Below are 20,161 nucleotides of genomic sequence, written 5' to 3' on the forward strand. Positions count from 1 at the left end.
GGCAGCAAGGCTGCATGCGCGCCCTGCGCGACACTCAGCCCAGCAGGCGCGCCAGGGTCAGCAGGGCGAGCAGCAGCATCCAGACGACGACCGAACGCCACACCAGCCCCACCACACTGCGCAGATGGCTGACCTCGGCCGCACGGCCGGGGGTGGAACTGGACCCCTCCTCATCGTCATACAAGGGGCCGGTGGCCAGCTCTTCGCGCTGGCGCAGCGCCTCGCCCCCCAGCTGCACATTGATGGCGCCGGCAGTGGCGGCCAGGATCACACCATCGTTGTCATGTGGAAAGCGCTGGGCGTAGTAGCGCCAGCCGTCAATCGCCTCTTCAAAGCTGCCCACAATGGCAAAGCCCAGGGCCGTCACGCGGGCCGGCAGCCAGTCCATGGCCTGCCAGGCGGCGCGCGCAGCCTGCTGCAGGCGCTCGCTGACCGGAGGCGCCCCGGCAATCGACCGGCGCGACCAGTAGCGCGACAGGTATTCCGCCGTGCGGTAGACCACCGCACCGGCCGGACCCAGACCCAGCATGGACAGCACCACAAACCACAGCAGCACGCCAAACACATGGCGGTGGGCGCAGATCACCGAATACTCGACCACATGGCGCACGACTTCGCTGCGCGGCAGCTCGCTGGCGTCCACCTGTTGCCAGTCGGCCAGCGCTTCGCGTGCGGCGTGTTCGTCCCCGGCCTCCAGCGCATCGCGGATGCGGGTGAAATGGTGGCTGAACTGGCGGAAGCCCAGCGTGGTGTAGAGGATGGCCACATTCCACACCATGGCTGCAGGCCAGCCGATGAAGTAGTCCAGCAACCAGTAGATGCCCGCCGCCAGCGCCGCCGGCACGATGGCCGCCAGCGCCCAGGCGACCCAGCCATGGTGTGCCTGGCCCGCATCGAAGTTGCGTCGCACTGACACCGTCCAGGCCCGCAGGCCGGCGTGCACCGGGTTGCTGCGGGAGAGCGGGCGCGCCTGCTCCAGCAGCAGGGCAATCAGGATGGCGAAAAAACTCATCCCCCCATAATACCGGCTGCAGGTAAAGCGCTGCTCAGGCCGTCAGCCTGGCGACGATTTTCATGCCAGCGGCACCTGCATGAAGCGGTAGAAATTGCGCAGCATGCCCGCCGTGGCGCCCCAAATGTAATGCTGGCGGGCGCCGTTCTGGTAGGGCATGGCAAACCATTCACGCTGCATGCCGTTCCACTCGTAGCTGTGGCGCTCGTGGTGGACGGGGTCCAGCACAAAACGCAGCGGCACTTCAAAAATATCCGCCACCTCATAGGGATTGGGCCGCAGCGGCGCCGCCGGGTCCACCAGCGCCACCACCGGCGTAACCTGAAAACCGGTGCCGGTGGCATACACCGGCAGACAGCCCAGCACCTGGACGTAGGCCGCATTCAGCCCCACTTCCTCATGGGCCTCGCGCAGCGCGGTGGCCACCGCATCCACATCCTCCGGATCACGTTTGCCTCCAGGAAAAGCCACCTGGCCCGAATGGGTGGACAGATGCGTGGTGCGCTCGGTCAGCAGCACCGTCAGTTCCTCGCGCAGCACCAGCGGCAGCAGCACGGCGGCCTGGGTGGGAGGACGGTCGGAGAAACGCGGCTCACGCCGCAGCTCGGGCTCCCACTGCACAGCCGCCGCAAAGCGCTGGCGCAGCGCCGCTTCCGTCTGCCAGGCCAGCGGCACCGCCGGCAGATGGGCATCCACCCCCACCAGAGGGGCATGGCGCGGATCGAATGCAGGAGGCAGGCGACCTGGGGTCCCGGTCGGTGCAGTGCCACCCGTGGGGGCCGGCGCGGGTGCGGAAGAGGCAGTGGACATGGCGGGCGGTGCAGAGCGGTGCAGGCAAGCGGAGTACGCAGACAAGGGGTACGCAGCAGGCATAAAAAAAGCCGCCACAGCGAACTGTAGCGGCTTTTCCGGTCAAGCTCCGGTCGCGTGGATGACCTGGCCACCGCAGCGGCCAAGCCCCACACGTTCGCGCTTTACGCGGCTGCGACGGCAGCCTTGTTGACGCGCTGGGGCAGCTTTTCCTTGATGCGAGCCGACTTGCCGCTGCGTTCACGCAGGTAGTACAGCTTGGCACGGCGCACGTCACCGCGGCGCTTGACTTCGATGCCGGCGATCAGAGGGGAGTAGGTTTGGAACGTACGTTCCACGCCTTCGCCGCTGGAGATCTTGCGCACGGTGAAGCCGCTGTTCAGGCCGCGATTGCGCTTGGCAATCACCACGCCTTCGTAGGCCTGCACGCGCTTGCGGCTGCCTTCGACCACGTTCACGCTCACGATGACGGTGTCACCAGGGGCGAAAGCGGGGATGGTCTTGTTCAGACGGGCGATTTCCTCTTGCTCGAGGGTCTGGATCAGGTTCATGGTTGCATCCACTCGATCGTGTCCGCGCCAGAATTGGCAAGCGCCGGGATTGGCGCTATAGGCTGCATTCAAACCGATGCAGCGGCCGGATAGAGGATCGAAGAACCAGCCATTATAGCGGGGACGCGATTTTTGCCAAATAGGCTTCGTCTTTGGCGTTCAACAGACCCTTGCTGCGTGCCTGGGCAATCAGCTCCGGCCGGTGGGCGGCCGTGATGCGCAGGCGCTGGTCGCGGCGCCAGCGCTCGATCTGGGCATGGTGTCCGCTCAGCAGCGCGGCCGGCACCTCCTGCCCATGCCACTGCTCCGGCCGGGTGTAGTGCGGGCAGTCCAGCAGACCATCCAGCGCCGGGTTGAAACTGTCTTGCTGAAAACTGCCTTCGTCATTCAGCACCCCGGGCTGCAGGCGGGCAATGCTGTCGAGCAGCACCATGGCCGCCAGCTCGCCACCGGACAGCACAAAGTCACCCAGGCTGATCTGGTGCGTGACATGGGTGTCGATAAAACGCTGGTCAATGCCTTCATAGCGGCCGCACAGCAGCACGGCACCTTGGCTCCCGGCCCAGTCGGCCACCGCCGCGTGCTTGAGCGTGGCGCCGATGGGCGAAAACAGCACCAGCGGCGCGGGCTGCGTGGCTTCCTGCGCCTGCTCCGCCACACGCGCGGCGCGGATGGCGTCCAGGCAGTGCTGCAGCGGCTCGGCCAGCATCACCATGCCGGGCCCGCCACCGAAGGGGCGGTCGTCCACACGGCGGTAGTTGCCCTGGGCGTAGTCCCGCGGATTCCACAGATGCACCGCCACCTGCCCCGAAGCGTAGGCGCGCCGTGTGACCCCACTCTCCAGGAACGGGGCGAACATTTCGGGAAACAGGGTAATGATGTCAAAACGCATGGTGCCATGGCGCAAGCAGCGCCCCAGTTCGCAGCCGATCAGTAGTCCAGCTGCCAGTCCACCAGAATGCTCTTGCCAGCCAGGTCGACCTTGTCCACATAGGCGTCGACAAAGGGAATCATGCGCTCACGCTCCTTGCCGCCTTCGTCATAGGCCAGCACCAGCGTGGTCTGCGGACCGGTGGCCAGCAGATCCTTGACCACACCCATGGCCACGCCTTCGCGGTTGACCACGGACAGTCCCAGCAGGTCCACCCAGTAGAACTCGCCTTCGTCGGCCGCCGGAAAGGCCGTGCGCGAGACAAAGATGCGCGCGCCGCGCAGGGTCTCGGCCGCATTGCGGTCTCCCACGGCTGCCGCAGTGGCCACGATGGAATCCGAGTGCGTGCGCGCCTGCTTCACGGGCAACAGCACGGTGCCGGTGAAATGCTTGGCGCCTTTTTCGGCCGGCAGCAAATACCAGTTCTTGGCCGTGAGCAGCACTTCGGCGTCACTGCTGTAGGAGATGACCTTGAACCAGCCCTTGATGCCCCAGGCATCGGCAATGCGGCCCACTTCCACGGCGTCGGCAGGCAGGGTGGTCACTTCAAGTTCGGGCATCTGGCTCATGGCAGTCACTGACAGGTTTGCACACAGAGAAAACAAAAAAACGGGCTCCGTCAGACTGGCCGACGGAACCCGTTTTAAGGGAAGTGCTGATTAAGCAGCAGCCTTGGCGGCAGCTTGCTTGATCAGGCGTTCCACGGTGTCGGAAGCCTGAGCACCAACGCTCTTCCAGTAAGTCACGCGGTCCAGCGCCACGCGCAGGCCTTCTTCAGCGCCACGGGCGCTGGGGTTGTAGAAACCCAGACGCTCGATGAACGAACCGTCGCGACGCACGCGCTTATCGGCGGCAACGATGGTGTAGAAAGGGCGAGCCTTGGAGCCGCCGCGGGACAGACGAATAACGACCATGATTAATCCTTCGGGTGGTATAGGCAGCTTGCGCTGCCACATTTTTTGCTCCGTTTGAGACACGCGACATAGCCACCCGGCCAGCGACACGCAGCAAAGTTCGCGATTATAGCGGCTTCTGTGCAAGCTGCCTACACCCCTCGCAATCACGGGCGCTGGTCCAGTGCCGTCCGGCCGCATTCCGCCCCTGCAGGCCACGGCATGCAGCCACCCGGCCAGTGCCCGGCGGCAGTCCATGGCGTAGTCCCTAGCTGGTCGCGGCGGCCAGGGACCCGAATAATCCCTGCATGCGCAAGAACAAGACCGTCGCCGCCTGGCTGGCCTTTCTGGGTGGCCCGCTGGGCCTGCACCGCTTCTACCTGCACGGCCTGGGCGATCTGCCCGGCTGGCTGCTGCCCATCCCCACCGCGCTGGGCCTGTACGGCATCCAGCGCATGCAGCAGCTGGGCCAGGACGACCAGCTCAGCTGGGTGCTGATTCCGCTGCTGGGCTTCACCATCGCCGGCTGCGCGCTGAAGGCCATTCTGTACGGCCTGGCCACGCCCGAGCGCTGGAATGCGCTCCACAACCCCTCGGCCGCCCCCGATGCCGCACCCGGCCGTACCGGCTGGCCCACGATTTTTGCCATTGCCGCAGCACTGATGGTGGGGGCCGCCGTGTTGATGGCCAGCCTGGCCTACAGCTTCCAGCACTACTTCGAGTACCAGATCGAAGAAGCGCGCAAGATCTCCCAATAGCGCAAAGCCCCACCGGCGGCCTCTCTGCGGCGGCCCGTTGCTATCCAAAATCGAAGCAACCCAGGCTTGCCGGGCCGTCCGATACGACTGAAAACAGCCAGAACGCTTTGGACACTGCGCACCCGCAGGACCGGTTTTCAGAAGCCCCAGGGGTCTGTGGCTTGGATGCACACACCCAAATAAGAATAAGAACTATTTTCTAGAATAGAAAAATTCCTGACCGCCGCCGCTGCCGCCCATGTCCTCCTCCCCCCTGTTGCACAGTGCCCTCGACAACTACCGCTCCCTGGTGGGATTTGTCGCCCGCAGGATGGGCGACCGGCAAGAGGCCCATGACCTGGTGCATGACGCCTGGGTGCGCGCTGCCGAGAGCCAGCCCACGCTCTCGCAGGAGTTGCACACCCCCTCCTCGCGCGCCTACCTGTATGCCGTGGCGGAAAACCTGGTGATTGACCATTACCGCCGCCGCAAGCGCCAGCAGGATGCGCTGCAGGGCGTGGCACTGTGGCAGCCCGCGCAGACCGACGATGTGAAAGACACCCACAGCCTGCGCCAGGCCATTGCGGCCGTGGACCATGCGCTGGCCGACCTGCCCCCTCGCTGCCGTGCCATCTTTCTGGCCGACCGGCTCGATGGCACCCCCCAGACCGACATTGCCGCGCAGCACGGCACCTCCGTCAAGACAGTGGAGCGCGAAGTGCAGCGCGCCATGGACGCCATCGAGCAGGCATTGCACCGCTGGCGCGGCGACCCCGCTCCGGCCGCACGCAAGGGCCGGCGGCGGACGCTGGGAGCCCTGCTGTCGCTGGCGGGCATCGGCGTGGGCGGCTCCAGCGCCTGGCTGGCATGGCGCCAGTGGGTACCGTCCTGGCAGCTGACCCTCAGCGCCGCCCAGCACCAGCCGCTGCTGCAAGCCCTGCCGGACGGCAGCAGCCTGGCACTGGATGCACAGAGCCTGGCCGACGTGGCCTTCTACGCCCACCAGCGCCACGTGCAGCTGCACCGCGGCACCGCCTTTTTCAACGTACAGCGCGATGCACAGCGGGCCTTCATTGTGGATGCGGGCAGTGCCCGCATCACCGTGCTGGGCACCCGCTTCGAGGTGGCCCTGGAAGATGCGCACACCGTGCGCGTCACCGTGGAGCAAGGCCATGTGCAAGTGGCACAGCGGGACGGCGCGGCAGAACGCCAGGCCGTGGAGCTGCACGACGGCGAAACCCTGCGCTGGACGGCGGGCCACGCCCCCCAGCGCAGCCAACCCGGCGGCGAGGTTGCCACCTGGCGCAACGGCTGGCTGGAACTGGACAACCTTCCGCTGGAAGCCGCCATCCAGCGCATCAGCCGCTATTGCGCCCAGCCCGTGCGGGTGGAGCCTTCTGCGGCGCAGTTGCGGGTGTTTGGGCGCGTACAGATCAGCCACGCCGCCGACTGGGTGCAGCTGCTGCCCGCAATGCTGCCCGTACAGCTGCGGGCCGAGCAAGCCCACGGGCAGGCGTGGATCGTCATCACCCGGTCTTGAGGCTTTTTCCAGGAGGCTGCTGCTTTTCTTTGAGGGATTTGCAGCGCGAGTGCGTTGTACCGCATGAGATCTGCCGCAGCACGTCCCGTGGACTGCGGGTTGCAGATCGAGGATTCCGGCACGCCATTTCCGACGAAGACCGGAAAACGAAGCACTCTCATTTCTCTTTCCGTTATGCCCGACCGCTCTTTCGCCCCCCATCCCCCCGCCAGGCTGCGCCTGCTGGCCGCCGCGGCCCTGGTGGCCATGGCAAGCGCCCCTGTCCACGCCCAGCCGGCGCCCGTCTCTACCGCCGCCCCGGCACCTATCGCCTTCCAGATCCCGGCACAGGCGCTGGACAGTGCCCTGGCCCAGCTGGCCCGCACCGCCCAATTGCAGCTGATGGCCTCTCCGGCGCTGCTGCAAGGCCGCAAGACCGCGGGTGTGCAGGGCACGCTCAGCCCCCAGGCTGCCGCGCAGCAGCTGTTGCAAGGCAGTGGCTTGAACGCCCGCATCAGCGGCAACACGCTGCTGATCACCGCCGCCACCGGCGAGACAGCGCTGCAGGATGTGACCGTGCGCAGCCGTGCGGACGGACTGCCCGAAGCCTATGCCGGCGGCCAGATCGCGCGCGGCGGCAGCCTGGGCGTGCTGGGCACGAATGACGTGATGGATACACCTTTCAGCGTGGTCAACTTCACATCCGAGCTGCTGGAGAACCAGCAAGCCCGCACGCTGGCCGATGTGGTGGTCAACGACGCCTCGGTGCGCTCGCTCACGGCCTCGGGGGGCTTTGGGGATTCGTTCCAGATCCGCGGCTTCAATGTCGCGAACGGAGAGACCTTTGTGAACAACTTCGGCGGCCTGGCCGCCACCACCACCATCCCCGTAGAAATGGTGGAACGGGTCGAGCTGCTCAAGGGCCCGGGCGCATTGGCACGCGGCGTAGGGCCCGACGGCAGCATTGGCGGCAGCATCAACCTGGTGACCAAGCGCGCCGGCGATACCCCCCTGACCCGGCTGACCACCACCTACACCAGCCAGGCCCAGTTGAGCACCCACCTGGACGTGGGTCGCCGCTATGGCGAGGACAAGGCCTGGGGCATTCGCGTGAACGGCGTGCTGCGCGGCGGCGAAGGCAATATCGACGGTGGCCGCCAGAAGATGGGCATGGGCTCGCTGGGGCTGGACTACCGCTCCAGCCGCCTGCGCTGGTCGCTGGATGCCCTGGCCCTGCACGACGACACCCGGGAATTTCGCCCCCAGGCCATGGTGCTCTTCGGCCCCGGCGGCTACAGCGACACGCGGCTGCCCGCCCCTCCCGACGGCCGCCTGAACTTCTACCCCGGCACGTCCGTCGACTCCACCAACAAGATGGTGACCAGCCGGCTGGAGTATGACCTGACCGACCGCCTGACCCTGATGGCCGGCGTGGGCTACAACCACTTTCGCGTGAACCAGAATTTCCCGTCGGGCAACCTTCTGGATTCCAGCGGCCGCATGCTGGTGGGCAACTCCATCTACGACGATGCCCGGGAAACCACCACCGCCGACCTGGGGGTGAAGACCAGTTTCCGCACCGGCGCCGTCGACCACCGTGTCGCCCTGGTCGCCAACTGGCTGGACCGTGACAGCGGTTACTACTACGACGGCACTCTGCCTTCCACCAGCTCCACGATCTACGACCCCTTGCCCATCGTCGATGGCAGCCACGGCAAGCCCGTCAAGGACAGCAACCTGCGCCAGCAGGGCCTGGCACTGAGCGATTCGCTGGCCATGCTGGACGACCGCCTGCTGCTGACCTTCGGTCTGCGCCACCAGCGCATCAAGACCCACACCCCCTACAGCCAGACGCAGACCTCGGCGAACTCGCCGCTGGCGGGCATCGTCATCAAACCCGTGGAGCACCTGGCGCTGTACGTCAACTACACCGCCGGTCTGACCGATGGGGGCACAGCACCGGTGGGCGTGAGCAATGCCTTCCAGACCATGTCACCTTTCAAATCCAAGCAGCTGGAGGCCGGCGTCAAGGTGGACTGGGGCAATATGGTCACGCAGGCTGCCGTGTTCCAGATCAAAAAGCCCAGCGGCTATACCGACCCGGTCAGCAATGTCTACAGCTACGCGGGCGAGCAACGCAACCGCGGCCTGGAGCTGTCCACCTATGGCGAGCTGCAGCGCGGTCTGCGCCTGATGGCCAGCGCGGCCTTCACCCAGGCCAAGCTCACCCGCATCGAAGACCTCAGCGTGCAAGGCAACAACGCCCCGAATGTGGCGCGCCGCACGGTGAGCGTGGCCGCAGACTGGGATGTGCCGGGCGTGCAGGGCCTGAGCCTGAACGGGCGCGCGCTGTATGTCTCGTCCGTCCACCTGGACAACGCCAACACCTTGCGCGTGCCCGGCTGGACGCGCCTGGACTTCGGCGCCCGCTACGCCATGCAGGTGGCCGGCAAGCCGGTGGTGCTGCGCGCCAACATCGAAAACCTGGCCAACCGCCGCTACTGGCTGACCACCACCGTGTCCTCGAGCTACTCCTACGCCATGGTCAGCGCGCCGCGCACCTTCACGCTGTCTGCGGCCATCGACTTCTGACACCCGTCAGAGGCTCTCTCTGGCCCTGCGCTGCCGCCCCCACCGGCCGCGCAGGGCCCTCGCGCTCCTTCTTTTCTTGAGCTGCCATGCAAAACACAACCATCAAGACCTGGGCCTGGGTGCACAAATGGAGCAGCCTGGTCTGCACCGTCTTCATGCTGCTGCTGTGCCTGACCGGCCTGCCCCTGATCTTCCACCACGAGATCGGCCACCTGCTGGGTACCGAGGTCGAAGCCCCGGCTATGCCAGCCGATACCCCACGCGCCAACCTGGACGACGTGCTGGCCGTGGCCCGCGCCCAGTACCCCGACCGGGTGGTGCAGTTCGCCTCCCCCGGTGAGGACGACTACAACCTGTGGTTTGTCACCATGACACCCACGCCCGAGCCCACCACGGACTTTCGCAGCGTGGTGGTCGATGCCCGCACCGCCGCGCTGCTGGCCGAGCCCCGCTTTGACCAGGGCTTCATGTGGATCATGTTCAAGCTGCATGTGGACCTGTTCGCAGGCCTGGCCGGCAAGCTGTTCCTGGGCTTCATGGGCTTGCTGCTGCTGGTGGCCATCGTCAGCGGCACCGTGCTGTACGCCCCCTTCATGCGCAAGCTGCAGTTCGGCAGCGTGCGCCGCGAGCGCCAGACGCATGTGAAATGGCTGGACCTGCACAACCTGCTGGGCATCGTCACCCTGGTGTGGCTGCTGGTGGTGGGCGCCACCGGCGTCATCAACACCTGGGCGGACCTGGTCATCAAATACTGGCAGCACGACCAGCTCACCAGCATCCTGCAGCCCTACCAGGGCCAGCCCCTGGTGCCCGCCGCGCAGCGAGCCCAGTTGCAACCCGCGCTGGAAGCGGCCCAGCGCCAGGTGCCGGACAGCCGGCTGTTCTTTGTGGCCTTCCCCGGCACCAGCTACTCCAGCCCCCACCACTACACCTTCTTTCTCAAGGGCAACGAGCCCCTGACCTCCAAGCTGCTGTGGCCGGTTCTGGTCGATGCCCGCACCGCCGAGGTGACCGCCGCCCCGTCCATGCCCTGGTATGTGAAGACCCTGCTGCTGTCCCAGCCTCTGCACTTTGGCGACTACGGCGGGCGGCCTATGCAGATTCTGTGGGCGCTGCTGGACATCGCCTCCATCATCGTGCTGGGCAGTGGCCTGTACCTGTGGCTGCGCAAGCGCAATACAGCGCCCAGGAACACGGCTCCCGCAGCATCCACCGCGACCCCGGACAGCGCAGAAAGTGCCGCATGACGCAACCTCTCAAGTACCGCCACTTTGTCTTTCTCTGGGCCTGGCCCATCGCTCTGGGGCTGCTGACCGCGATAGGCCTCGTCGCGGCCCTGTTCAGCGATGATGGCTGGGGTGACCACCTGGCCGCACTGTGCCTGGGCATCCCGGTGCTGGTGGGCTTGTGGTTCGGCTGGCTGCGCCGCCAGACACCACGCCGCACCGATCCCAAATAGCGGCCCTTGCGCATAGAAAAAGAGAAAAGAGAAAAAGAGAAACAAAAAAAGGACTTCCAGGCATTGCTGCCCGGAAGTCCTTTTTTTTTCATACGCAGCTGCAGCTATCCGCTGCGGCTGGATCAGTACAGCTGCAGGCTGACCCAGTAGGCGATGGCGGCCACAAAGGCGCTGGCCGGGATGGTCAGAATCCAGGCCCAGACGATGTTACCGGCCACGCCCCAGCGCACCGCGCTCATGCGCTGGGTGGAGCCCACACCGACGATGGCACCGGTGATGGTGTGGGTGGTGGACACAGGAACGCCCAGGAAGGTGGCGAAGAACAGCGTCATCGCACCGCCGGTTTCGGCACAGAAACCGCCCACGGGCTTGAGCTTGGTGATCTTCTGGCCCATGGTCTTCACAATGCGCCAGCCACCAAACATCGTGCCCAGGCCGATGGCCAGGTAGCAGCTGATGATCGTCCACAGTGGAGGAGAAGCTTCGCCTGCCGTGGAGTAGCCGGTGGCGATCAGCAGCAGCCAGATGATGCCGATGGTCTTTTGTGCATCGTTGCCGCCGTGGCCCAGCGAATAGGCTCCGGCCGACACCAGCTGCAGACGGCGGAACCACTTGTCCACCTTGTTGGGACGGGTGCGGCGGCAGATCCAGGCGACCGCCACCATCATCAGCGAGCCGAACAGAAAGCCCAGCAGCGGCGAGATGAAGATGAAGGCCACGATCTTCAGGATGCCGCCTGCGATCAGCACGCTGGAGCCGGCCTTGGCAATGGCGGCACCCACGATGCCGCCGATCAGCGCGTGCGACGAGCTGGACGGAATGCCGTAGTACCAGGTGATGACGTTCCAGACAATGGCCCCGGCCAGCGCACCGAACACCACATGGGTGTCGACAATGTCCGGCTGGACAATACCCTTGCCCACCGTGGCCGCCACGCTCAGGTGGAAGACAAAGATGGCGACAAAGTTGAAGAAGGCGGCAAACACCACGGCCTGCGTGGGTTTGAGCACGCCGGTGGAGACAACGGTCGCAATCGAGTTCGCCGCATCATGAAACCCGTTCATGAAGTCGAACACCAGCGCCATCGCCACCAGCAGAATCACCACCCACAGGGCGGCTTGTACGGTTTCCATGGTGGAGAGCTCCTGCGTGCTTAGGAGTTCTCGAGGACGATGCCCTCAATGATGTTGGCCACGTCTTCGCACTTGTCGGTGACGGTTTCCAGCAACTCGTAGATGGCCTTGAGCTTGATCACTTCACGCACATCGGGCTCTTCACGGAACAGCTTGCTCATGGCGGCGCGCAGCACGCGGTCGGCATCGCCTTCCAGGCGGTCGATCTCTTCGCAGGTCTTGAGTGCGGCTTCGGCCGTGCTCTGGTCGGCGATGCGGTCCAGCAGCTTGACGGCGTCGCGCACGCGTTCGCAGCACTTCACGCTCAGGTCCGTCAGGCGGTGGATTTCGGCCGTCATGTGGCGCACGTCGTACAGCGCCATCGATTCGGCACAGTCCTGCAGCAGGTCGGCCACATCGTCCATCGTGTTGATCAGCGTGTGGATGTGCTCGCGATCGATGGGGGTGATGAAGGTCTGGTGCAGGGTCTTGTTGACCTCGTGCGTCACGCGATCGGCAGCGCGCTCGGCGTTGTCCACGTCCTGGTTGTACTTGTCGCGCAGGTGTTCATCGCCATAATTGGCGACCAGCTGGGAAAAGGCACGTCCGGCCTCCACAATGCGATCCGCATGCTGGTTGAACATTTCGAAAAAATTGCCCTCGCGCGGCAAAAGCTTGCCAAACAGCATCAATGGCTCCTCATGACTGACAGATGCCAGTCACCCGGATGGCAGCTGGCGCGAAATTTCGGCGAAGTGTAACCGCCGGGTAATCGGGCCTGGCTGCCGGCCTTCTGTGCCGTCAGCCTGCGGTGCCCTTTTCCATGGGCGCCGGCAGGCCATCGCAGTACGTTTTTCGTGTGACGTGCACATGTCGGTACTGTCGATAGGCGGCAATTTTTACCCAAACCGCCTGGGGTTCGCAGGCAGTAGGGCATCACCCCCTCCTGCGTAGGGACGACTCACTTCCGTTGGCAGGCCGTGTTTTCAGAGGGGCGGGCGCCAGCGCGGGCGGCAGAAAATAAATCTGCGCAAAATGTTGCGCCGCAGCGACAAAGGCCTCGCCGTGCGGCCATCCGCCACATTCACTCCTAATAAAGGAGCTATTTATTCTTTTCTGCCATGGATATGACGGTGTTTTTATATCAAAAACAAATATAGATATGCATAGATAGCTATGTTTTTAATAGCAATTGTTTTATGCACCGTCAGCACTGCTGTGCATTTCCCCGCACAGAGGGCTGCAGGGCGCCGGTTACCAACCGGTTTCATGCCTTTGCCAGGGCCACCCCACCCCGCTGCGGCCACTCCGGCCGGCAGCAGGGGCTGGGTGCTTACTCGCCCAGGTAGGCAGCGCGCACGCGCGGGTCGTCCAGCAGGGTCTTGCCCTCGCCTTCCATGGTGATGTTGCCGGACTCCATCACATAGCCACGGTTGGCCAGTGCCAGCGCACGGCTGGCGTTCTGCTCCACCAGCACGATGGTCATGCCCTGGGCGTGCACATCGGCCACCACCTCGAAGATCTTGTCCACCATGATGGGGGACAGGCCCATGGATGGCTCGTCCAGCAGCAGCAGCTTGGGGTGGCCCATCAACGCGCGCGCCATGGCCAGCATCTGCTGCTCGCCGCCGGACATGGTGCCGGCCAGCTGGTCGCGGCGTTCCTTCAGGCGCGGGAACAGCACGAACATGCGCTCGATGTCGGCCGCAATCTGCGCCTTGTCGTTCTTGGTATACGCCCCCATCAGCAGGTTTTCCGTGATGGTCATGCGGGCGAACACGCCACGCCCTTCGGGCACCATGATCAGGCCTTCCTTGACCAGATCCCAGGCACCGCGCCCCTGCACGCTCCTGCCCAGGTAGCTGATCTCGCCGCCATTGGCATTCAGCGTGCGGGTGATGGCCTTCATGGTGGTGGTCTTGCCGGCACCGTTGGAGCCGATCAGCGAGACCAGCTCGCCCTGGCGCACCTCGAAGTCCACACCCTTGACGGCCTGGATCCCCCCGTAGGACACCTTCAGGCCCTTGACCTGCAGCAGCACCTCCCTGGTGCGCTGTGTTGCTTGCTCTGCCATGCTCAATGCCCTCCGGTGCCCAGATAGGCCTCGATCACTTTGTCGTTCTTCTGCACTTCGGCCGGCGTGCCTTCGGCAATCTGCTTGCCGTAGTCCAGCACCGTCACGCGGTCGCACAGGCCCATCACCAGCTTCACGTCGTGCTCGATCAGCAAGATGGTGCGGTTGTCCTTGCGGATGCGGTCGATCAGCTCGCGCAGCTGCACCTTCTCGGTGGCATTCATGCCGGCAGCCGGCTCGTCCAGTGCAATCAGCTGTGGGTCGGTGGCCAGTGCGCGGGCGATTTCCAGGCGCCGCTGGTCGCCGTACGACAGCGTGCGCGCCTTGAAGTCGGCGTACTTGGCAATGCCCACGTACTCCAGCAGCTCCTGGGCACGCTGGCGGATGGCGGCTTCCTCGGCCTTGAAGCCGGGGGTGCGCAGCACGGCGCCGATCAGACCGGAATGGGTGCGCACATGCCGCCCCACCATCACGTTCTCCAGGGCCGTCATTTCGGCAAACAGACGGATGTTCTGGAAGGTGCGGGCGATGCCGGCCTTGGCCACCTTGTGTACGGCCGTGGGCTCGTAGGGGTGACCCGCCAGCGAAAAGCTGCCGCTGTCCGGCGTGTACAGACCGGTGATCACATTGAAGAACGTGGTCTTGCCGGCGCCGTTGGGACCGATCAGCCCGTAGACCTGACCGCGGCGGATGGTCACGCCGACATCGCTCAAGGCCTGCAGGCCGCCGAATCGCTTGGAAATGCCCGCGACCTTCAACACCACATCGGTGTCGGCTGCGGCGGGGGCCGTGGTGGCTGTCATTGCTTCAACTCCTTGCATGGCGCTCATCCCTTTTGCGCCAGGCTCTTGCCGTGTTCCGGGGTCGGCCACAGGCCGCGCGGACGCAACAGCATCACGACGATCATGGCCAGTGCGATCAGCAGCTGGCGCAGGATGGCGGCGTCCAGGCGGCCACCGGTCAACTCCTGCAGCGGGCCCGCCACATAGCGCAGCACCTCCGGCAGCGAAGCCAGCAGCACGGCGCCCAGGATCACGCCGGGGATATGGCCCAGACCGCCCAGCACCACCATGGCCACAATCATCACGGACTCCATCAGGCTGAAGGATTCCGGCGACACAAAGCCCTGGAAGCCGGCGAACATGGCGCCCGAGACGCCGCCGAAGGTGGCCCCCATGCCAAAGGCCAGCAGCTTCATGTTGCGCACGTTGATGCCCATGGCCTTGGCGGCGATCTCATCTTCGCGGATCGCCATCCAGGCGCGGCCGATGCGCGAATCCTGCAGGCGATAGCAGATCACCACCGTGATCAGCACCAGCACCAGGAACAGGTAGTAGTACATGGTCACCGAGCTGATGTCGAAACCGAAAATCTCCTGGCGCTTGGCCAGGTCGACACCGAACACCTGGATCGAGTCGATCTGGCTCAGGCCCTTGGGACCGTTGGTGATGTTCACCGGATGGTCCAGGTTGTTCATGAAGATGCGGATGATTTCACCGAAACCCAGCGTCACGATGGCCAGGTAGTCGCCGCGCAGCTTCAGCACCGGGATCCCCAGCAGCACCCCGGTACAGGCCGCCAGCAGCGCTGCCAGCGGAATCACCAGCCAGATGCTGGAGTGCAGCCCGTCTGGGAACATGGACTGGAACCAGGCGAAGGTCTCGGACAGATGGGGCGAGGCCATCAGGCCGAACATATAGGCGCCCACGGCGTAGAACGCCACATAGCCCAGGTCCAGCAGGCCGGCATAACCCACGACGATGTTCAGCCCCAGGGCCAGCATCACATACAGCAGCGCCAGGTCGGCGATACGCACCCAGGCGTTGCCGAAGTACTGCAGCACCAGTGGCAGCACCAGCAGCACAATGCCCCACAGCGCCCATTGCACGGTTTTCTTGGATTGCATGTTGCGTTCCCTCTCTTATGCGCGGTCCGCCACACGCTCACCCATCAGGCCCGAGGGGCGCAGGGTCAGAATGATGATCAGCACGATGAACGCAAAAATGTCGGTGTAGTGGCTGCCCAGCACACCGCCGGTGAGCTGGCCGATGTAGCCCGAGCCGATGGATTCGATCAGGCCCAGCAGGATGCCGCCGATCACGGCGCCGGCCAGGTTGCCGATGCCGCCGAACACCGCCGCCGTGAAGGCCTTCAGACCGGGCAGGAAGCCCATGGTGTGCTGCACCGTGCCGTAGTTGGAGGCCCACATGATGCCGGCGATGGCCGCCAGCACGGCACCGATGATGAAGGTGGCGGAAATCACCATGTCCGGGCGCACGCCCATCAGGGCCGCGACGCGCGGATTCTCGGCCGTGGCGCGCATGGCGCGGCCCAGGCGGGTGTAGTTGACCAGGTAGACCAGCGTGGCCAGGGACACGGCCGTCACGGCCAGGATCAGGATCTGCGTGGGCGTGATCACGGCACCGGCGATCTCATAGGGATCGGGCGACAGCAACACCGGGTAGGCCTTGGGATTGGGCTTCCAGATGATCATGGCCAGGGCCTGCAGCAGGATGGACACGCCGATGGCGGTGATCAGTGGCGCCAGACGCGGGCTGTTGCGCAGCGGGCGGTAAGCGATCTTTTCGATACAAAAGTTCAGGCAGGCCGCCACCACGCAGGCGATGACCGTGGCCAGCAGCAGGATCACCCAGCCCGGTGCGCCGGGCATGGCCTCCTGCATCAGGCCGATACAACTCCAACTCGTCAACGCGCCCACCATCAGCACTTCGCCGTGGGCAAAGTTGATGAGCTGAATGATGCCGTACACCATGGTGTAGCCCAGGGCTATCAAGGCGTACATGCTGCCGAGGACCAGACCATTGATGATCTGCTGCAGCAAGATATCCATATGTCGCTTCCCTTCAAGGTGGCAGATTTCCAGACAAACCACCCGTTGGTCCACCCAGCCCCGCGCACGCCTTTTTCCAGTAGCAAAAAACCCGCCAGAAAGATTTCGGGCGGGCTGCCGGAAAAAGCAATGGCAGCACGTTATGGACTTGGTCAGCTCCCCAAAATGGGGGTTACCCTTGCCATTGCGGTGCACCGCCGTGCCGGGACAGCAGGCGTGCAAGGCCGCCCATCCATGCACAGCATGCAATGAAAGTGTTTGTTGCTTCGCAGCAATTAATGCCTGCCACGCATCAATAAACGACGCACCAGCAGCGTGCACACCTGCGCACCACACGCGGGCTCAGGGACAACCCGCAGGCACCAAGTCTTCAGCCGCCTGTCAGCCTGGGACGGACCCTGTGTCGCCTGGCGCAGACGGTTGCGGGTCCACGCCGGGCTCTGCCGCCTCCCGGGCCGCCGCATTCAGCGCGCGCAGCTGGGCCAGCTTGTCGCCGATCTTGATTTCCAGGCCGCGCGGCACGGGCTGGTACAGGCGCTGCTCGTCCATGCCATCGGGAAAGTAGCGCTCGCCGGCGGCAAACGCGCCCTCCTCGTCATGGGCGTAGCGGTAGCCCTTGCCCCAGTCCATGTCCTTCATCATCCGGGTCGGGGCATTGCGCAGGTGCATGGGCACCGGGCGGGTGCTGTCGCTCTTCACCAACGCGCGCATCTGGTTGTAGGCGTTGTAGCCGGCATTGCTCTTGGGGGCCACGGCCAGATAGAGCACAGCCTGGGCCAGCGCCAGCTCACCTTCGGGGCTGCCCAGCCGCTCATAGGTCTGTGCCGCCTCGTTGGTGATCTGCATGGCGCGCGGATCGGCCAGACCGATGTCTTCCCAGGCCATGCGGATCAGCCGCCGCGCCATGTAGCGCGGGTCTGCGCCGCCGTCGAGCATGCGCACCAGCCAGTACAGGGCCGCATCCGGGTCGGAGCCGCGCACCGACTTGTGCAGCGCACTGATGGTGTCGTAGAACTGCTCGCCCCCCTTGTCGTAGCGGCGCATGCGCTCGCCCAGCACCTGCAGCAGCCAGACATCAGTGATCACCTCCACCTTCGCCTGCTCGGCCGTGATGGACAGCGTCTCCAGCGTGTTCAGCAGGCGCCGCGCATCGCCGTCGGCATAGGCAATCAGGCGCTCCAGCGCATCTTCCTCGATGGGCGGCACGGCGCCCAGTGCCTGCGCCTTGGCCACGATGCGCTGCAAATCCTCGGCCGTCAGACTCTGCAGCACATAGACGGCCGCGCGCGACAGCAGGGCAGAGTTCACCTCGAACGAAGGGTTCTCGGTGGTGGCGCCGATGAAGGTGAACAGCCCGCTTTCCACGTGCGGCAGGAAGGCATCCTGCTGGCTTTTGTTGAAGCGGTGCACCTCGTCCACGAACACGATGGTGCGCTGCTGCAGCAGGCTGTCCCGCGCCATCTGGGCTTTTTCCACGGCCTCGCGGATGTCCTTGACCCCGCCCAGCACCGCGCTGATGGAGATGAACTGGGCATCGAACGCATCGGCCATCAACCGGGCGATGGTGGTCTTGCCCACTCCCGGGGGGCCCCACAGGATGCAGCTGTGCGGCCGGCCGGATTCGAACGCCAGCCGCAGCGGCATGCCTTCGCCCAGCACCTGCTGCTGCCCCACCACCTCGCCCAGCGTATGCGGGCGCAGGCGCTCGGCCAGCGGCTGGTGGGCGGGCAGGGCCGCTGCGCCACCGGCGGCACCGGCCGCAGGGGCGCCAAACAAATCAGTGGTTGTGGCAGGGTTACGGGGCATAGCCATATATCAGAAGTTCACATCAGGCAAAATAGGGTTTCAGCGGACACATGCTCTCCATTTGCGAGGTCACCCCTCACGCAGATGGAACAGCAGCGCCTTCTGGCCCGTCAGCCACAAGCTTAACGGCCCATGCCCTGCCCGATTCGGTTGCCGCCTGCTGCCACCCAGTGCCTGGCAACGTGCAGCCTGCGACCGACCTACCGCCGGCCAGTGCCAATGCACTCTACCGAATCCCCGCTTTCGTTTGGTTTGCAATGTTTTCAACGCATCCCCGGGCGCGCTTGCGCCGCCGGGGTGCAGGGCTTTTGGTATGACAACACTCAAGACGCGGGACCTGATGGCCCTCGGCTTCATGACGTTTGCGCTGTTTCTGGGCGCAGGCAACATCATCTTCCCCCCCATCGTCGGTCTGGCCGCAGGTGAACACCTGTGGAGCGCCGCCGTGGGCTTTCTGCTCACCGGCGTGGGCCTGCCGCTGGTCACCGTGGTGGCGCTGGCCCGCGTGGGCGGCGGCCTGCAGACCATCACCACCCCCATCGGCAAGGTGGCGGGCGTGCTGCTGGGCGCCGCCGTGTACCTGACCATCGGCCCGCTGTTTGCGACGCCGCGCACGGCCACCGTGTCGTTCGAGCTGGGCGTGGCGCCCTTCGTGGGCAACAGCCCGCTGGCGCTGGGGGCCTACACCGTGCTGTACTTTGGCCTGACCCTGCTGCTGGCCCTGTTCCCCGGCAAGCTGGTGGACACCATCGGCAAGCTGATCACCCCGGTGCTGATCCTGGCCCTGGTGGTGCTGGGGGGCGCAGCCTTCTTGCTGCCCGCCGGCACGCTGTCGGCCAGCCTGCCCGATTACCAGAGCAGCAGCCTGGCCCTGGGCCAGGGCTTTGTGCAGGGCTACCAGACCATGGACGCCCTGGCCGCACTGGTGTTCGGCATCGTCATTGTCAACGCCATCAAGGACAGCGGCATCACCGACACCCGCCTGCACACCCGCTACACCATCATTGCCGCCATCATCGCCGCCACCGGCCTGGGCCTGGTCTATGTATCGCTGATCTACCTGGGTGCCACCAGCGGCGGCCTGGTGCAAAGCGCCTCCACCGGCGTGCAGATCCTCACCACCTACGTGCAGCACACCTTTGGCGCCGCCGGCATGGTGCTGCTGGCCGTGGTGATTCTGCTGGCCTGCCTGACCACCGGCGTGGGCCTGGTCAGCGCCTGCGGCAGCTATTTCAGCCAGTTGCTGCCGTTTTCCTACCGCACGGTGGTGACTGCGCTGTGCGTGTTCAGCGCCGTGGTGGCCAACCAGGGCCTGGAACAGCTGATCGCCGTGGCCGTGCCAGTGCTGGTGACGGTCTACCCGGTGGCGATCGCCCTGGTGGCGCTGAGCCTGCTGTCGGGCTGCTGGAAGCATGCCCGCCGCGTCTACGCCCCGGTGATGGCCGTGGCCCTGCTGCTGGGCCTGCTGGACGGTGCCAAGGCCGTGGGCCTGATGGAGCTGCCCACGTGGATCACCAGCCTGCCCGGCGCTGCCATGGGCATGGCCTGGCTGACCCCGGTGCTGGCCATGCTGCTGCTGGCCGCCACCGCCGACCGCCTGCTGCCTGCCCGCAGCCACCCGGCACAGGCCTGAGCGGCTTTTCCGCCGCACCATGCCAAAGGGCGCACCTCTTGCGGGGTGCGCCCTTTTTGTTGGGAATCTCTTTCAGCTATGCCTGCAGGCTGCGGTGGACGGCATGGCAACCTTGCATGCAGCACTCCATCCAGCATGATCATCATCCGCAGGACCACAGATAAAAAGCGTGCGCTCACAC

Annotated in this window: 20 protein-coding genes; 7 read left to right on the forward strand and 13 right to left on the reverse strand. The window is 65.2% G+C overall.

The features are described from left to right. Positions 1–34: 34 nt before the first annotated feature. From KW830_RS08600 to rpsP, 6 genes are all read right to left on the reverse strand, one after another. Positions 35–1,012, reverse strand: coding sequence for a CobD/CbiB family protein (locus KW830_RS08600; RefSeq protein WP_066539661.1), 978 nt, complete (start codon positions 1,010–1,012; stop codon positions 35–37). 60 nt (positions 1,013–1,072) lie between these two features. Further along, the gene (locus tag KW830_RS08605; RefSeq protein ID WP_218332850.1) at positions 1,073–1,822 is read right to left on the reverse strand and encodes a CoA pyrophosphatase; all 750 of its coding nucleotides are present in this window, start codon (positions 1,820–1,822) and stop codon (positions 1,073–1,075) included. Positions 1,823–1,986: 164 nt separating this feature from the next. Further along, entirely contained in the window at positions 1,987–2,373 is a 387-nt protein-coding gene (rplS, locus tag KW830_RS08610) for a 50S ribosomal protein L19 (protein ID WP_066539666.1), read from the reverse strand. 112 nt (positions 2,374–2,485) lie between these two features. Continuing rightward, positions 2,486–3,265: a tRNA (guanosine(37)-N1)-methyltransferase TrmD gene (gene trmD / locus KW830_RS08615; RefSeq protein WP_066539863.1), complete on the reverse strand. Its 780-nt coding sequence runs from the start codon at positions 3,263–3,265 to the stop codon at positions 2,486–2,488. Positions 3,266–3,303: 38 nt separating this feature from the next. Continuing rightward, positions 3,304–3,873 carry a ribosome maturation factor RimM gene (rimM, locus tag KW830_RS08620; protein WP_066539672.1) on the reverse strand — a complete coding sequence of 190 codons (570 nt, stop codon included), beginning with the start codon at positions 3,871–3,873 and terminating at the stop codon, positions 3,304–3,306. Between the two features lie 90 nt (positions 3,874–3,963). After that, positions 3,964–4,218 (reverse strand): 30S ribosomal protein S16, encoded by a 255-nt coding sequence (gene rpsP, locus KW830_RS08625; protein WP_066539673.1) that lies wholly within the window; start codon positions 4,216–4,218, stop codon positions 3,964–3,966. Positions 4,219–4,505: 287 nt separating this feature from the next. Here rpsP and KW830_RS08630 point away from each other — a divergent pair, with 287 nt between their 5' ends. From KW830_RS08630 to KW830_RS08650, 5 genes are all read left to right on the forward strand, one after another. Beyond that, a complete protein-coding gene (locus tag KW830_RS08630) occupies positions 4,506–4,955 on the forward strand; it encodes a TM2 domain-containing protein (RefSeq protein WP_066539679.1) in 450 nt (149 codons plus the stop codon). A 238-nt stretch (positions 4,956–5,193) separates the two neighbouring features. Next, the gene (locus tag KW830_RS08635) at positions 5,194–6,474 is read left to right on the forward strand and encodes a sigma-70 family RNA polymerase sigma factor (protein WP_218332851.1); all 1,281 of its coding nucleotides are present in this window, start codon (positions 5,194–5,196) and stop codon (positions 6,472–6,474) included. A 174-nt stretch (positions 6,475–6,648) separates the two neighbouring features. Continuing rightward, the gene (locus KW830_RS08640; RefSeq protein ID WP_255578232.1) at positions 6,649–9,045 is read left to right on the forward strand and encodes a TonB-dependent receptor; all 2,397 of its coding nucleotides are present in this window, start codon (positions 6,649–6,651) and stop codon (positions 9,043–9,045) included. 86 nt (positions 9,046–9,131) lie between these two features. Continuing rightward, positions 9,132–10,292 carry a PepSY domain-containing protein gene (locus KW830_RS08645; RefSeq protein WP_218332852.1) on the forward strand — a complete coding sequence of 387 codons (1,161 nt, stop codon included), beginning with the start codon at positions 9,132–9,134 and terminating at the stop codon, positions 10,290–10,292. Continuing rightward, positions 10,289–10,504 carry a hypothetical protein gene (locus tag KW830_RS08650; protein WP_066539684.1) on the forward strand — a complete coding sequence of 72 codons (216 nt, stop codon included), beginning with the start codon at positions 10,289–10,291 and terminating at the stop codon, positions 10,502–10,504. The genes KW830_RS08645 and KW830_RS08650 overlap by 4 nt, the downstream gene beginning before the upstream one ends. A gap of 122 nt (positions 10,505–10,626) precedes the next feature. Here KW830_RS08650 and KW830_RS08655 read toward each other — a convergent pair whose 3' ends face one another. From KW830_RS08655 to KW830_RS08680, 6 genes are all read right to left on the reverse strand, one after another. After that, positions 10,627–11,637, reverse strand: coding sequence for an inorganic phosphate transporter (locus KW830_RS08655; protein ID WP_066539686.1), 1,011 nt, complete (start codon positions 11,635–11,637; stop codon positions 10,627–10,629). Between the two features lie 20 nt (positions 11,638–11,657). Beyond that, on the reverse strand, positions 11,658–12,305 hold the full coding sequence (locus tag KW830_RS08660; protein ID WP_218332853.1) for a DUF47 domain-containing protein: 648 nt from the start codon (positions 12,303–12,305) through the stop codon (positions 11,658–11,660). A 644-nt stretch (positions 12,306–12,949) separates the two neighbouring features. Continuing rightward, entirely contained in the window at positions 12,950–13,690 is a 741-nt protein-coding gene (locus KW830_RS08665) for an ABC transporter ATP-binding protein (protein ID WP_218332854.1), read from the reverse strand. Positions 13,691–13,692: 2 nt separating this feature from the next. Beyond that, positions 13,693–14,493 (reverse strand): ABC transporter ATP-binding protein, encoded by an 801-nt coding sequence (locus tag KW830_RS08670; RefSeq protein ID WP_218332855.1) that lies wholly within the window; start codon positions 14,491–14,493, stop codon positions 13,693–13,695. A gap of 23 nt (positions 14,494–14,516) precedes the next feature. Beyond that, positions 14,517–15,596: an ABC transporter ATP-binding protein gene (locus KW830_RS08675; RefSeq protein ID WP_192334323.1), complete on the reverse strand. Its 1,080-nt coding sequence runs from the start codon at positions 15,594–15,596 to the stop codon at positions 14,517–14,519. Between the two features lie 15 nt (positions 15,597–15,611). Then, on the reverse strand, positions 15,612–16,541 hold the full coding sequence (locus KW830_RS08680; protein ID WP_066539696.1) for a branched-chain amino acid ABC transporter permease: 930 nt from the start codon (positions 16,539–16,541) through the stop codon (positions 15,612–15,614). Here KW830_RS08680 and KW830_RS08685 point away from each other — a divergent pair, their 5' ends adjacent. After that, on the forward strand, positions 16,542–16,793 hold the full coding sequence (locus KW830_RS08685; RefSeq protein WP_218332856.1) for a hypothetical protein: 252 nt from the start codon (positions 16,542–16,544) through the stop codon (positions 16,791–16,793). 129 nt (positions 16,794–16,922) lie between these two features. On the opposite strand, the gene KW830_RS08690 is transcribed toward KW830_RS08685, so the two are convergent. After that, on the reverse strand, positions 16,923–18,347 hold the full coding sequence (locus KW830_RS08690) for a replication-associated recombination protein A (protein ID WP_218332857.1): 1,425 nt from the start codon (positions 18,345–18,347) through the stop codon (positions 16,923–16,925). A 313-nt stretch (positions 18,348–18,660) separates the two neighbouring features. On the opposite strand from KW830_RS08690, the gene brnQ reads away from it, so the two are divergent. Beyond that, positions 18,661–19,980 (forward strand): branched-chain amino acid transport system II carrier protein, encoded by a 1,320-nt coding sequence (gene brnQ, locus KW830_RS08695; RefSeq protein ID WP_218332858.1) that lies wholly within the window; start codon positions 18,661–18,663, stop codon positions 19,978–19,980. Positions 19,981–20,161 lie beyond the last annotated feature (181 nt).

It is taken from the genome of Comamonas sp. CMM03 (assembly GCF_019218715.1).
GTDB classification, from domain to species: Bacteria; Pseudomonadota; Gammaproteobacteria; order Burkholderiales; family Burkholderiaceae_C; genus Comamonas; species Comamonas terrigena.